Genomic DNA, 13,275 nt, shown 5'->3' on the forward strand with positions numbered 1-13,275 from the left:
AACATATTTAACAACTGTATCCTAAGAAAAGTTATTTGCATAGAAGGCTAAAGATGGAAAGACAAAACATTCTACGTTAGAGTAATAAATATATGAATGTACTATGGGTTAAAGACGGAAAAATTGGTCATGAAAAACAAGTGAAAGTTTTGCTTGATGAGCTATCAAAAACTCAAATAATTAATATTACTGAAAGAAATGTCAAAGGTTTATACCCAATTTATACTTATTTGAGTGATATCAAAGAAAATTTCTATGATCTAATAATTGGTGCTGGTCATAAAGTTTATGCTCAATTAATTGATGTAAAAAAATATCAAAATGAAAAATGTAAAAATATCGCTATCCTTACACCATCCTTCAACAAAAGAAAGTTCGATATAATTTGTGCGCCTCTTCATGATAGAGATAGTCTAAAAAATCAAAATAATGTCGTTTTTTACGAGGGCTCTCTTGCGAAAGTCTCAAATGAAGTCCCAGATGAGAATATTGGTTTAATTGCGTTGGGTGGTAGAAATAAGCACTATGAGTTCAATGAAAATGAATTAATAAAACAAATTGAATATATTTATTCACTCTATCCTAATAAAAAATGGTTTATTTTTACTTCAAGGCGCACTACTGCAAAAATGATGAATAAATTAGCAATTTTAGAAAAGTATTCCAATATAGTTTTATCAAACAATAACATTGATGAACTTTATGTTAGAGCATCAATCAAATTTATTACTCAAGATAGTGTAAACATGGTTTATGAAAGTCTTTCAACCAAAGGGAGCACTTATGTATTTAATATGAAATATTTCAAAAAAAATAAAATTGTAAATCAAATTAATAACTTAATTAATGATAAAAAAATAGGATATATCAAATATGAAAAAATGGCAGATGGTCTTAATAAGATAGTCTTAGAAGAACAAAATATTTATAACGATGTTTTTGCAGAGGTTGAGAAATTATCTTATCAATTAGAAAAATTAATCTAACAATTATCTTTTGGCAACAATATCATAATGTTTGCCACCGCCAATTTTTTCAAACGATTTAAAACCTTGTTGCATAAGAATATTTTTAATATTTATATGGTTAGTCCATCTTTCATCAATCTCATAAACAATAATTTTAATGTTATTTGTTTTATCAATTTTACATAACTCATTTATAACAACTTCTTCGTGGCCTTCTACATCAATTTTTACAATTAAATCATGGTCATTTTCAATTTGTTCATTTAAGACAGAATGATTAATTAATTTTATAGTTTCTGAATTCGTTGAAGCATTATTTGTTAGTGATGCTTCACCTGAATGATTTTCATTAAAAAATATCTTTGCTTCTTTGTTTTCAGACGAAATACCTGCATTTATTGATATTATTTTTTCATTTAAAAGATTTTTATTAATATTTTCATTTAATAACTTAAAAGTTGAGCATACTGGTTCATATGACAAAACATTTCTACAAAAATTGCTTTTTGCACTTATTAGTGAATATAAGCCTTGATTTGCGCCAATATCTAAAAATACATAATCTTTATTAAAAGTTTCTAATATATTAGAAAGATATTTGCCATATGATCCGAAATAACAAAATATAAATGTATTGTCATTCCAATTTTCTTTCATCCAGACTTTATATTTTGTTAAAACAAATCCATCACTATTCTTAAGAAAAAAAGATATAAATATATTCTTAGAGAACTTAAATATTTTGTTTTCAATGTAATTTTTTATGCCAAAATCTTTTATTTTTCTTAAGCTTTTATTCATTTAGAGATATTTGTTCATACAAATTAATTGTTTTATTGATCATTTTTTCTGAAGTAAATGTATTTTTTAATGGGAGGTTTTTTGAATTGGCGACAGATATAGTTGTATTTTTAAGATCCTCTTTATTATTAAGCTCAACTAATCCTTCACAAAACAACTCAGATAAAATTTCTCCTGTTCCTCCATGATTCCAGCCAACCACCTTCGATCCAACTGCTATTGCTTCAATAGTTGTTCTCCCAAAGGGCTCAGGTTTAGAAGAAAGATTATAAACAACATCAGAAAGCCTATAAATATTTTCAATATCCGATCGCTTACCAACGAAAGTGATATTTTTTTCTATATCATATTTTTTTGTGAGTTCTGTTAGCTCATTTATGTATTTATTCTTATTTCTTGCAGTAGGCCCAACAATTAATCCATGATAAGAATTCTCTAAAGAGGCTATGAGCTTGATAAATGATTCGTGTCCTTTCCATCTACTTATACGCCCAGGTAGAGTAAGAATTATTTTTTCTTTGGTTTCGGGAAAATCTTCATACCACTTTTTTAGCCAACTTTCCTCAATATCCTTCTTATAAAAAGTGTTATGGTCACAACCTCTGTGAATAAGAGATATTTTTTCTTTTTTAATATTGTAATTTTTGACAATGTAATCAAGAACCGTTTCAGATATTGCAATAGTATGATCAGTTTTTGCCATTATCTTGCTATAAAAAGGTTTACTATATAAACCATGAAATGTTGAAATCAAAATTGGTTTTTTGAAATTAATCATTTTCATAGAAAAATAATTAATCCATGCAGGAATTCTCGATCTGATATGAATAATATCAGGTTTAATTTCGTTATAGGCCTCAGCTAGTTTTTTAGATAAAAAAAATGATGTTATTGTTTTTTTGTGAACTGGAAGATTGATATGGTTGCCTCCAGAGTTGATGATATTTTTTTCTAGTTCTCCTCCATTAGAAATAACAAAAGATTCATGATTTCTTTTTACTAATTCTTTTGATAGATCACAGACTCCCCTCTCAACGCCGCCTATATTTAACTCTGGTAATAATTGAATAACTTTTAAGTTACTCATATCGTAATGAAGTAGCTGGATCTAATTTTGCAGCTCTTTTTGCAGGCCAAATTCCAAAAAATAATCCAACTAACGCTGAAAATGTAATTGATCCAATAACAGCACTTACCGGTACAGAAAAAATCCAGTCGTTAAATGATGTGAACAAAAGTAATAATGAAATACCAATAACTACACCAAACAAACCACCAAGTATGCACAAAAGAACTGCTTCAACGATGAATTGCATCATAATAGAATTTTGTGTTGCTCCTAATGCCTTTCTTAGGCCTATTTCTCTTGTTCTCTCTGTTACAGAAACCAACATGATATTCATAACACCTATACCGCCGACAATAAGACTTATCCCGGCTATACCAGCAATAAGTGCTGTAAATATACCTGTTGCTTGACGTCTCAAGTCTGAGTATTGACTCCAGTCATTAATTCTAAAATCATTATCCTCACCAGGGCCTATATCGTGTTTTTGTCGGAGAATCTGTTCAATGGTCATCATTACATAATCTACATTTGTTTCATTTGAAATTCCTACATTGATACTCCCAAGCCTTTCAGTACCAAATATCCTTTGAGCTGCAGTCAAGATTGGGACATATAAATCATCATCTGGATTTTGCCAACCAGTTGAACCTTCTTCGCTTAATACACCTATAACTTTATAGGTTGTTCCCGCTACAAGAATATCTTGATTTAATAGTTGTTTGGCAGATGTTTTTAACTCGCCTGGAACTTTAGAACCAAGGACAATAACTTTTTTTCGACCTAAATTTTCTTTTTCAGTAAAAATTCTTCCAATACCTATTTCGTAACCCCTTACTTCAAAGTTGATAGGAAGAAAACCATTGATCTCAGCACTAATATTTGAATTTCTGTATTTAATTTGACGATTGCCTGACATTCTTGGAGCAATCATCCAATTATGTTCTGTATTTTTAGCTAATGCTTCTGCATCTTTTATGACTAATGGATTGAAACCTTGAGAAATTCCTCCACGCTTACGTTGACTAGGAAAAATTGATAAGGTTCTTGGTCCAAGATCATCAATTCTTGCCTCAAGAGCCTTCTCAGCGCTGCTACCTATTCCTATAACAGCAATTACTGCTGCTGTACCTATGATGATCGCTAATGCTGTTAGAAGTGATCTAACACCATTGGTTTTGATAGAGCTTACAGCAGATCTTATTGATTCTTCAACTAACATTATCCAAAGCTAAAAGAGCCTTCAACTCTCTTCTTAAAGCGTTCCTGATAATCAAACAAACTTTTGCTTGGGAGAATATAAACAACATCACCTATTTCTAATCCTTCAATTATTTCAACATTATATAAATCTGAGACTCCAACTTTAACCCATTGCAGATTAGGGCCTTTTTTAGAATCCTTAATAATAATGAATCTATTAAAATTTTCACCATCGACATTATTTTTTAAAAACTCATCAATACTTTCTGTTTTAATATCTAGAACAGCTGCTGCAGTATAGATATCTTTTCTAGTTCTTAAAGACATTGTAGGAACACTAAGTGAGACGTCTTTATTAAGTATTTGAATGACAACATCAGTATTCATACCAATTAACAAAAGATTTTCTTTATTATCAATATCAATTAAAACAGGAAAAGTTGTAACATTTTGTTGTATATAAGCTTTAGGTTCAATCTTAGTAACAGTGCCTATAAATTCTTTATCCCTATATGCAGCTACCTTTATTGATACAGATTGGCCTAACCTCACCTTGCCAACATCTATTTCATCTACGAGAGCACGAACTCTGACCTTTGATAAATCAGCCATAGTCATAAGTATGCTTCCTTCACCAAATGCTGAAGTTGGAGACGAAATAACCTGACCAACTTCAACGGGTCTTGAAATTATAGTGCCTGAAATTGGCGACTTAACCAATGTATCATCTAACGATATTTTTGCATTTTCAAAAGAAACTTCGGTTCTTACAACTGTTGATTTCGCTTGAGCATAATTTTCTTTAATATCTTCAAAATCTTTATCTGAAATGCTTGAATTTTTATGAAGCTCTTTACCTCTTTCATATTGAGATTCTGCATTTACCAGTCTTACTTTTGCTGCTTCAAGATCAGATAAAGTTTGATCAACAATGTTATTTGCTGTTCTTTGATCAATTTGCGCGAGCGTAGATCCTTTATTAACAGAATCTCCTACTTCAGCTCCTAAAAATAATACTTCACCTGATGCTTTTGATTTAATTTCTACTGAAGATATTGCTTCTATTGCGCCCGAAGCCTCTATTGATACATCTAAAGTTTGAGGTGTTGTTTTTTGAGTTTTATAAAATTGAGTTTCAGAAGTATCAGAGCCTCCTCCACAACCATAAAGAAAAACTAATGATGATATTGATAATAATAAATTTTTCATACTACTCCTTTACATCTGATTTTATCAGACCATCCATGATTGTAATAATTCTATTTGATTGGTTAGCAATACTTTCTTCATGAGTTATAAGAATTATAGTCTGTCCATTTGCGTTTAGATCTTTAAATAGTGACATAACCTCTGCTCCAGTTTTGGAATCTAAATTTCCTGTTGGTTCGTCTGCAAAAATAATACTTGGACTATTTACGAGTGCTCTTGCTATAGCAACCCTCTGTTGCTGTCCTCCTGATAATTCTGCAGGAGTATGCGAGGCTCTATCAGAAAGTCCAACTTGTTTAAGTACTTCTTGGGATCTTTCTAAAGCAGAAACTTTATCTTTGCCAGCATACTTCAGTGGAAGCATTATGTTGTCTAATGCAGAATTCCTTGCTAGTAAATGAAATGATTGAAAAACAAAGCCAATTTCATTATTCCTTATTGTTGCTAGCTCATTATCGCTTAATTCACTCACCAATTTATCATTTAAATAATATTCACCTGACGATGGTGAATCTAAACAACCTATAATATTCATTAGTGTGGTTTTACCAGAGCCTGAGGGACCCATAATTGAGATAAATTCGCCTCTGCTGATATCTAAATCAATACCTTTAATAGCATCTACAGACTGTGTACCTGTTAGGTAAGACCTTCTTAAGTTTCTTGTTTTAATCATGTTTTATATATTATATGCCTTAAATATATATATATATTATTTATATTAATGTGATTAGAATGAGGCTATGCCCGTTTGCGCATTACCAAGTATTAGAGCATGGATATCGTCAGTACCTTCATAAGTTTTTACAGCCTCTAAATTCATACAATGGCGTATAACATGGTATTCATCACTTATACCATTACCGCCATGAATATCTCTGGCAGATCTTGCAATATCTAATGCTTTTGCACAATTATTCCTTTTTATTAAGGATATCATTTCTGGTTTAAACTCATTTCTGTCTATTAACTTTCCTACTCTTAGACAAGCCTGAAGTCCTAAAGTAATTTCTGTTTGCATATCAGCAAGCTTTTTTTGCACTAATTGTTTAGACGCAAGCGGTTTATCAAATTGTTCTCTTTCTAAAGAATAATTAAGACTTTGATTCCAGCAAAATTCAGCTGCGCCCATTACACCCCATGCAATGCCATATCTTGCCATATTCAAACATGAGAATGGACCTTTAAAGCTCTGGACCTCTGGAAGAATTTTTTCATCTTCCACGTAAACGTCATCTAAAAAAATCTGGCCGGTAGCAGACGCTCTCAAAGAAAATTTACCTTCAATGTAAGGAGTAGATAGTCCTTTGCAATCACGATCAACTATAAAACCCCTAAGAATTCCTTGTTCATCTTTTGCCCAAATAATTAAAACATCTGCTATGGGAGAATTTGTAATCCATGATTTAGATCCATTTAATTTATATCCCCCATCGACTTTTTTTGCAGTTGTTTTCATAGACGATGGATCTGACCCTGCCTCCGATTCTGTGAGACCAAAACATCCAATAAGATCACCCTTTGCCATTTTTGGTAAATAAAAATCTTTTTGAGTTTCATTACCAAACTTATATATTGCATACATTGCTAAAGAAGTCTGGACACTAAATGCAGATCTGTAGCTTGAGTCAACTCTTTCAATTTCTCTAGCAATAAGACCATAAGAAACATAACTGACACCTGGGCATCCATAACCATGGATGGGAGCACCTAAAAAACCCATTGAGCCAAACTCTTTATATATTTCCTTATCAAATAACTCTTCTCTATTTGAGGCAACAATTCTTGGCATTAAATCTTTTTGACAATATTCCTTTGCTGAATTAGATATCAATAATTCCTCTTCAGATAATTGATCTTCGAATAATAGTATGTCTGGAATGTTCATTTTCAAATTTTCTCAATGCGTATAATACCAAATCTTGGCTCTGAAAATGTAATACTTTTATCTAATAGTATTTTTTTTACTAAATTTATCATAGTATTGCTATTTCCACATATTATGATCAGAGGTAAGTCTAATTGATGCCTTAAGATCACATCATAAATACGATCATCAACCTCAAAATGTCTAAGACCATGAAGATCTATATGAGTTATGCCTCTTTCAATGAAAACATTCATAACTTCATGAAACTATATATAATTTAAGCATGGCTAAACTTCATTTTTTTTATTCTACTATGAATGCGGGCAAATCTACCCTGTTGCTTCAAGCTAATCATAATTACATTGAAAATGATCATAAGACATTGTTATTTATACCAGAAGAAACTGCTTTAAAATCTGAGGGCAATATAGTGTCCAGAATAGGCCTCAAAGCTAAAGCAACAGTAGCAAATAAAAATTTCAATTATTTTGATTACGTTAAAGAACATCTATCTAAAGAGTTAAGTTGTATTTTAGTAGATGAAGCACAATTTTTATCAAAAAAACAAGTCAGAGAGTTAGGTAAAATTGCAGATGAATTAAACTATCCAGTAATGTGCTATGGTATCAGGACAGACTTTCAAGGTGAATTATTTGAGGGTAGTTCTGAATTATTAGCTGTAAGTGATAATTTAATAGAACTTAAAACCATTTGTGCTTTTTGTAATAAAAAGGCAACAATGGTGGTTCGAACAGATGATAAAAATAATATTATTACTGAAGGCAATAAAGTTGAAATTGGCGGTAACGAGATTTATAAATCAGTATGCAGAAAACACTTTCGAAAACTTACAGGATTAATTTAATACTATGAATTATCAAAATACGAGAATGCTTTTAGATAAAAGACCTAACGGAGTTCCAACTAATGATTGTTGGAAAAAAGATATTAAAGAAATTGCTCATATTAAAAAGAATGAGATTATTATCAAGGTAAGTCATTTGTCTATTGATCCCTATATGCGAGGCAGAATGAACGACTCAATGTCATATGCAGCTCCAGCAAAGCTTGGTCGTCCAATGACAGGTGAAACTATTGGGAGTGTTGTTGAAAGTAACTCAGATATGTATCAAGTGGGTGATAAAGTCTGTTCTCATAATGGTTGGCAGACTTATATTACAACTAAAGACACCGATCCAACTTTATTTAAAGTACCAGATTCAAAAATTACAGATTCAGCCTACTTAGGTGTCGTTGGTATGCCTGGAAGAACTGCGTATTTTGGATTAAATAGAGTCGGTAAACCCAAAAAAGGAGAAACTATAGTTGTTTCTGCAGCATCTGGTGCAGTTGGTTCAGTTGTTGGACAACTTGCTAAAAGTTATGGATGTAAGGTTGTAGGTATCGCCGGTGGGAAAGAAAAATGTGAGTATGTTAAAAATGAACTTGGTTTCGATTATGCGGTTGATTATAAGTCAGATGATTTTATTCAAGACCTATCTAATAGTTGTGAGGATGGTATAGATATATATTTTGAAAATGTTGGTGGTAATGTAACAAAAGCAATATCTCCATTATTGAATAAAAATTCAAGGGTACCAATTTGTGGTTTTATATCGCAATATAATGCTACAAATATGTTGGAGGCTGAAACTCCATTTCAAATATTGTCATCACATAAAAATAAACCCTTCCATAGATTTTTTGTTGTTACTGAGTGGTTTAATGAATGGGAAAATGCAACTAAAGAATTATCTGAATTGGTGTTAAATAATCAGTTAATATACAGAGAATGCTTCAAAGATGGCATAGAAAATGCTCCAGAAGCTCTAAGGGATGTACTGTCAGGTAAAAATTTTGGCAAGCAAATAGTTAAGATCTAAATATATATTGGATGTACTGTCAGGTAAAAATTTTGGCAAGCAAATAGTTAAGATCTAAATATATATCGTCCCTTTCATAAAAAGCTTTGCATTACCACCAATAAATACCCTATCGTTTTCTAAGTAACACTCTAATTCACCACCTCTGGGTGAAAGTTGAACAGCATTCATGGAAGTTTTCTTTAATTTTTTTGACCAATATGCAGATAAAGTAGTATGTGCCGAACCTGTTACGGGATCTTCATCAACACCAGTAATAGGAAAAAAACATCTTGATGCAAAATCATAGTTATCACCAGGAGCAGAAACAATAAATCCTCTAGTATTTTTTATATCTTTAAGAAGATTAAAATCGGGATTAAGGTTTCTTATAAAATTTTCATCATTATAGATGCAAAGAATATCATCTCTTCCTTGAAAGACTTCATTTGGTTTTTTACCAAAACATTTTTCTAGTATTGTTGTCTCTTCACATTCATGAATATCATCGATAGGAAAATCTAAAAAAAGCTTGTTTGATTTTTTTATAACTTTTAGGATTCCGTTTTTTTTAGAATTCACCACAAATTCACTTGCTTCTGGTTTAATATAATTAAAAAATATAAATCCCGATGCAAGAGTTGCATGGCCACATAAGTCTACCTCACACAGTGGCGCAAACCATCTTATATAATATTCATCATCTTTTTTAAAAATAAACGCTGTTTCAGAAAGATTGTTTTCAAAAGCTATTTGTTGCATTAATTTTGGATCATTTAAGTCTGAAAAAATAACTGCAGCAGGATTTCCTTTAAATAAATCATTTGTAAAAGCATCTACTTGGTAAAGAGTTAAATTCATGCTCATTTATAACATAAAAAAAGGAGGGCAAGCCCTCCTTTAAAATTTAATAAAGATTAAAACTTATGGCTTATACCAATGCTTAAGCTCTGAGTAAGTCTAAATCCTCTTTCTTTATCAAATCTGCTTTCATCTCCTTGAAGATCAAATGGATTTGATAAGTTTACTGCAACAAAGGTTTCTTCACCAATTTCATAAGTCACTGCTACTCGATCAGTAAAGTAGCCTTTAAATTTTGTCATAGGATTTCCATCTAACCCGATATATTGATCTGGCTGAGTTTCCATATCTTGCAGAATATTTATATATCCTCCACTGACTCCGTCCAGCATGTAGAAGACACCCCATTTATTTTTATTAAAGGTAAACATCATGTCATAAATCCATTCAGGTTCATTATATTGACCAGTATAGTCTACTAAGTCATCTGGATTTGATGATGGAGCAGATTCAAATTCTTGTTGATTATATCCTCTAAATCTATAACCCCAATCACCGACTGCTGTCTCTATACTATAGTCAAGATTGATGATATAAGTTTCAAAATTTCTAACACCAACGTTATTTTTTGCAAGTATAAAGTCTATAACATCACCAAGTGCATTGTTAGCATCTACGTCTGCAGGATCTGTTAATCTTGTAAACGTATTACAGAACTTATCTTCTTGTGCAGCATAGTCATAACATGCATTCATATTTTGAGTAACTGAAAATGACTCAACGGTATCAGATATTTCGATAGTAACTAAATCTATACCTACAGATAAATCTCCTTTAATCCAATCTCCAGTAGGCTGATAGATAAGGCCTATTGTGGTTGTATCACCAAGTTCGTTTAAAAGATTAGGATTGCCTCCAGACCTACCTTCTGCTGTTCTATTTACAATTTTACTATCAAAAGGATCAACGAACCAAGGCTCGGCCTCACAATTTGCTCTTCTCATAGCTGGATCTACACCAAGGTCTATATATCTATAGTCACAAGGATCTTGTGCACTATTGTATGATGTTCTCTGTGGCTCAAAAACATCTACTAGATCAGGAGTTCTTACAGCTGATTGAGTACCACCTCTTAATGCAACACCCTCAGATATTTGCATATAAATATTGGCAGCATCTACACTGTATGTTCCACTAAATGAGTTATCTATTTCTCTGTATGAAGCATCTAATCTTAACTCTTTGATTCCCCAACCTTTAAAAGTAAGACCCATATCATCGTCAATCAATGGAACAGAAAATTCTACATATCTTTCATCAGTGTCATAACTGTTAACATTATCAACAATAGGTGTTGATCTTGTTAAGAGAAGATTTTGAACTGAACTTCCAACAAATTGAAGACTTTCCTCACGATTTTCAATTCCCATTGAGAACTGAACATCGCCAGCTGGAATAGAACCAACAACACCACTTAGTTCTGCATAAAATATATCTTGAGTATTATGTGTTTCCCTTCTTACATCTGTCATAACATATGCACCTGCAGGATTATTATAATTTAAGCCAAGCGGATTATATGGAATACAGTCTCCAGGTAGACCAGCTGAACCAAAACCTACTGGATGATATCTAGTTGAATCATATGGATTAGCTGCACCATAAGTTAGGCCAAGATAGTTAGCAACATAGTTCATCTTACAATCAATTTCACCTGTAGCAGGATTTATACCAACATCAGTAGCGGTGACTAATCTTTCCCTCACAATATCTTCTGATGAAGCGAAAATGTCAACAGAACCATGGTTATAGCCAACGTCCCAATTCATTTCATTTCCTCTTAATTCAAATGTTCCTTCAAATCCAATGTAATATGAATTAGTGTCAGTTTGGTTTTCTTCGAATTGTCCTCTTGGATCCGAATATAGATCTCTTAGAGTCTTTCTAATCAACATACCCCTCTCTGCTGCTGGAGTACTTTCAGGCCACAATGAATTACAAAATGTAGTTGTCGCAGCAGAAAAATATGGATAATCACAAGTTAAGAATGGATAGTTATAATATCCACCATCCAAATCACCACCAAAACCGTCATAAAAATAAGGGCCGCCTGTTGAATATCCACCTTCTCGTGATTCTGCACGGTTACTGTAAACATCTAATTTAAATTTGGTGTTTTCAGTAATGTCATAAGTTAAATATACAGCTAAATTCGTTCTTTCTAATGAAGCTCTTATTGTTTCAGCATTATCTGAAGCCAGATTGTTTCCACCATAACGGAAGAAACCACTACCGTATGAAGTACCTAGAATTTGAGGCACCATATCACCTGATGTGGTGAAGTTATAATATCCTATGGGATCATATGCCCCTACACTCCAATTTACTAATCTTGTAGCAAAATTTCTAGGATCCATAGCAGCTCCTTCAAAAGGTAAACGATGGAGCACAGTACATAATCCAATTTCACTTTGTGGGACGGTTGCATTAGGCCAAACCATATCTGGAGAGTAATACCCTCTTTGGTATGTTTTACCATCTGCATAAGTTCTTGTTTGTATTATTCTTTCATTACAATCTCTTTCTCTATGTAATTGACCTACTTGAATTTCTTCTTGTTCATCTCTTTGAATAGCTACAACAATATGTCCTTTACCATCATCAAAATCTCCACCAAAAGTAAGTGCAAGCGCATGATCACCATTCACATCATCACTGTCACCAAGATATGATTTTGAGAAATTATAATCTATTCCGAATCCTGTATATTCTCTATCCATAACATAGTTGATAACACCAGCAATAGCATCTGAGCCATAAACTGCTGATCCACCTGCTGACTGAATCTCTATTCTTTTGATTAGTCGTGTTGGAATGTTGTTTAAATCAACTGCACCTGTTGCAGCAGATCCATAAGAGGCAATAGGTTGTCCACTAATAAATCTTCTTCCATCAATAAGTGTAAGTGTTCTACCAGAACCTAAGCCAAAGTTATTTGCAATCCTCTGTCCAGCTACAAGACCAGTTTGCTCACCAGAAGTAGATGTTGTAGCAAAAACTGATGGCAAATCAAATACAGCTGCTGCAGCATTTGTAAAACCTCTTCGTTTTATCTCATCTCCAGTGATTACGGTAATTGGTTGTGAAGTTTTATATTGCGATATTTCAAATCTTGAACCTGTTACAACAACGTTTTCAATATCTCCATCTCCTTCATCTACAGCTGTAGTCATGGGAGCACTTTCTGTTGTTTCAGACATTTCAACAGTTTCAGTAGCTGTTTCATCTGGATCTACAGGATTATCAGCAACAATGGTTAACGAAAAAAATGCAAAAAATATTGCAAAAAATTTATAGTCGAATGCTTTCATATAATATCCCCTCTATATGATTAGTGTTTAGCAGAAAAATATGCTAATTGTTAATATAATTTAATTGGGATGCTTAATATTGTCAAATATATTTAAAAAATATATATACTTATAAATAAATTAT

The 13,275-nt window shown here is 32.3% G+C and carries 12 protein-coding genes; 3 read left to right on the top strand and 9 right to left on the bottom strand.

Features of this window, described 5'->3' with window-relative positions:
- The first annotated feature begins 92 nt into the window (after window positions 1-92).
- Window positions 93-986 carry a mitochondrial fission ELM1 family protein gene (locus M9C80_03710; protein ID URQ69055.1) on the top strand — a complete coding sequence of 298 codons (894 nt, stop codon included), beginning with the start codon at window positions 93-95 and terminating at the stop codon, window positions 984-986.
- 3 nt (window positions 987-989) lie between these two features.
- On the opposite strand, the gene M9C80_03715 is transcribed toward M9C80_03710, so the two are convergent.
- Genes M9C80_03715 through M9C80_03745 form a run of 7 tightly spaced genes read right to left on the bottom strand, consistent with a single transcriptional unit; the run spans window position 990 to window position 7,371 of the window.
- Window positions 990-1,769 (bottom strand): FkbM family methyltransferase, encoded by a 780-nt coding sequence (locus M9C80_03715; protein URQ69056.1) that lies wholly within the window; start codon window positions 1,767-1,769, stop codon window positions 990-992.
- Complete coding sequence (locus M9C80_03720; protein ID URQ69057.1) at window positions 1,762-2,856, bottom strand: glycosyltransferase; 1,095 nt, start codon at window positions 2,854-2,856, stop codon at window positions 1,762-1,764. The genes M9C80_03715 and M9C80_03720 overlap by 8 nt, the downstream gene beginning before the upstream one ends.
- Window positions 2,849-4,057 (bottom strand): ABC transporter permease, encoded by a 1,209-nt coding sequence (locus M9C80_03725; protein URQ69058.1) that lies wholly within the window; start codon window positions 4,055-4,057, stop codon window positions 2,849-2,851. The genes M9C80_03720 and M9C80_03725 overlap by 8 nt, the downstream gene beginning before the upstream one ends.
- On the bottom strand, window positions 4,057-5,247 hold the full coding sequence (locus M9C80_03730; GenBank protein URQ69059.1) for an efflux RND transporter periplasmic adaptor subunit: 1,191 nt from the start codon (window positions 5,245-5,247) through the stop codon (window positions 4,057-4,059). The genes M9C80_03725 and M9C80_03730 overlap by 1 nt, the downstream gene beginning before the upstream one ends.
- A gap of 1 nt (window position 5,248) precedes the next feature.
- Window positions 5,249-5,923 (bottom strand): ABC transporter ATP-binding protein, encoded by a 675-nt coding sequence (locus tag M9C80_03735; protein ID URQ69060.1) that lies wholly within the window; start codon window positions 5,921-5,923, stop codon window positions 5,249-5,251.
- Window positions 5,924-5,977: 54 nt separating this feature from the next.
- Window positions 5,978-7,135, bottom strand: a complete 1,158-nt coding sequence (locus M9C80_03740) for an acyl-CoA dehydrogenase (GenBank protein URQ69061.1) — start codon at window positions 7,133-7,135, stop codon at window positions 5,978-5,980.
- A 2-nt stretch (window positions 7,136-7,137) separates the two neighbouring features.
- Window positions 7,138-7,371, bottom strand: coding sequence for a hypothetical protein (locus M9C80_03745; protein ID URQ69062.1), 234 nt, complete (start codon window positions 7,369-7,371; stop codon window positions 7,138-7,140).
- Between the two features lie 29 nt (window positions 7,372-7,400).
- On the opposite strand from M9C80_03745, the gene M9C80_03750 reads away from it, so the two are divergent.
- Together M9C80_03750 and M9C80_03755 are read left to right on the top strand one after the other, a co-directional pair.
- Window positions 7,401-7,982 carry a thymidine kinase gene (locus M9C80_03750; protein ID URQ69063.1) on the top strand — a complete coding sequence of 194 codons (582 nt, stop codon included), beginning with the start codon at window positions 7,401-7,403 and terminating at the stop codon, window positions 7,980-7,982.
- 4 nt (window positions 7,983-7,986) lie between these two features.
- A complete protein-coding gene (locus M9C80_03755; protein URQ69064.1) occupies window positions 7,987-9,000 on the top strand; it encodes an NADP-dependent oxidoreductase in 1,014 nt (337 codons plus the stop codon).
- Window positions 9,001-9,054: 54 nt separating this feature from the next.
- Here the strand turns inward: M9C80_03755 and M9C80_03760 are convergent, their stop codons facing one another.
- Both M9C80_03760 and M9C80_03765 read right to left on the bottom strand, forming a co-directional pair.
- Entirely contained in the window at window positions 9,055-9,840 is a 786-nt protein-coding gene (locus M9C80_03760) for a PhzF family phenazine biosynthesis protein (GenBank protein ID URQ69065.1), read from the bottom strand.
- Window positions 9,841-9,896: 56 nt separating this feature from the next.
- Complete coding sequence (locus M9C80_03765; GenBank protein ID URQ69066.1) at window positions 9,897-13,151, bottom strand: Plug domain-containing protein; 3,255 nt, start codon at window positions 13,149-13,151, stop codon at window positions 9,897-9,899.
- Window positions 13,152-13,275: the final 124 nt, after the last annotated feature.

It is taken from the genome of SAR86 cluster bacterium (assembly GCA_023703615.1).
Classification (GTDB): domain Bacteria; phylum Pseudomonadota; class Gammaproteobacteria; order Magnimaribacterales; family D2472; genus MED-G85.

Bases quoted from the DNA above. Each gene is read 5' to 3' on its own strand.
- M9C80_03710 (URQ69055.1), top strand. From the start codon at position 93: ATGAATGTACTATGGGTTAAAGACGGAAAAATTGGTCATGAAAAACAA.
- M9C80_03715 (URQ69056.1), bottom strand. From the start codon at position 1,769: ATGAATAAAAGCTTAAGAAAAATAAAAGATTTTGGCATAAAAAATTAC.
- M9C80_03720 (URQ69057.1), bottom strand. From the start codon at position 2,856: ATGAGTAACTTAAAAGTTATTCAATTATTACCAGAGTTAAATATAGGC.
- M9C80_03725 (URQ69058.1), bottom strand. From the start codon at position 4,057: ATGTTAGTTGAAGAATCAATAAGATCTGCTGTAAGCTCTATCAAAACC.
- M9C80_03730 (URQ69059.1), bottom strand. From the start codon at position 5,247: ATGAAAAATTTATTATTATCAATATCATCATTAGTTTTTCTTTATGGT.
- M9C80_03735 (URQ69060.1), bottom strand. From the start codon at position 5,923: ATGATTAAAACAAGAAACTTAAGAAGGTCTTACCTAACAGGTACACAG.
- M9C80_03740 (URQ69061.1), bottom strand. From the start codon at position 7,135: ATGAACATTCCAGACATACTATTATTCGAAGATCAATTATCTGAAGAG.
- M9C80_03745 (URQ69062.1), bottom strand. From the start codon at position 7,371: ATGAATGTTTTCATTGAAAGAGGCATAACTCATATAGATCTTCATGGT.
- M9C80_03750 (URQ69063.1), top strand. From the start codon at position 7,401: ATGGCTAAACTTCATTTTTTTTATTCTACTATGAATGCGGGCAAATCT.
- M9C80_03755 (URQ69064.1), top strand. From the start codon at position 7,987: ATGAATTATCAAAATACGAGAATGCTTTTAGATAAAAGACCTAACGGA.
- M9C80_03760 (URQ69065.1), bottom strand. From the start codon at position 9,840: ATGAATTTAACTCTTTACCAAGTAGATGCTTTTACAAATGATTTATTT.
- M9C80_03765 (URQ69066.1), bottom strand. From the start codon at position 13,151: ATGAAAGCATTCGACTATAAATTTTTTGCAATATTTTTTGCATTTTTT.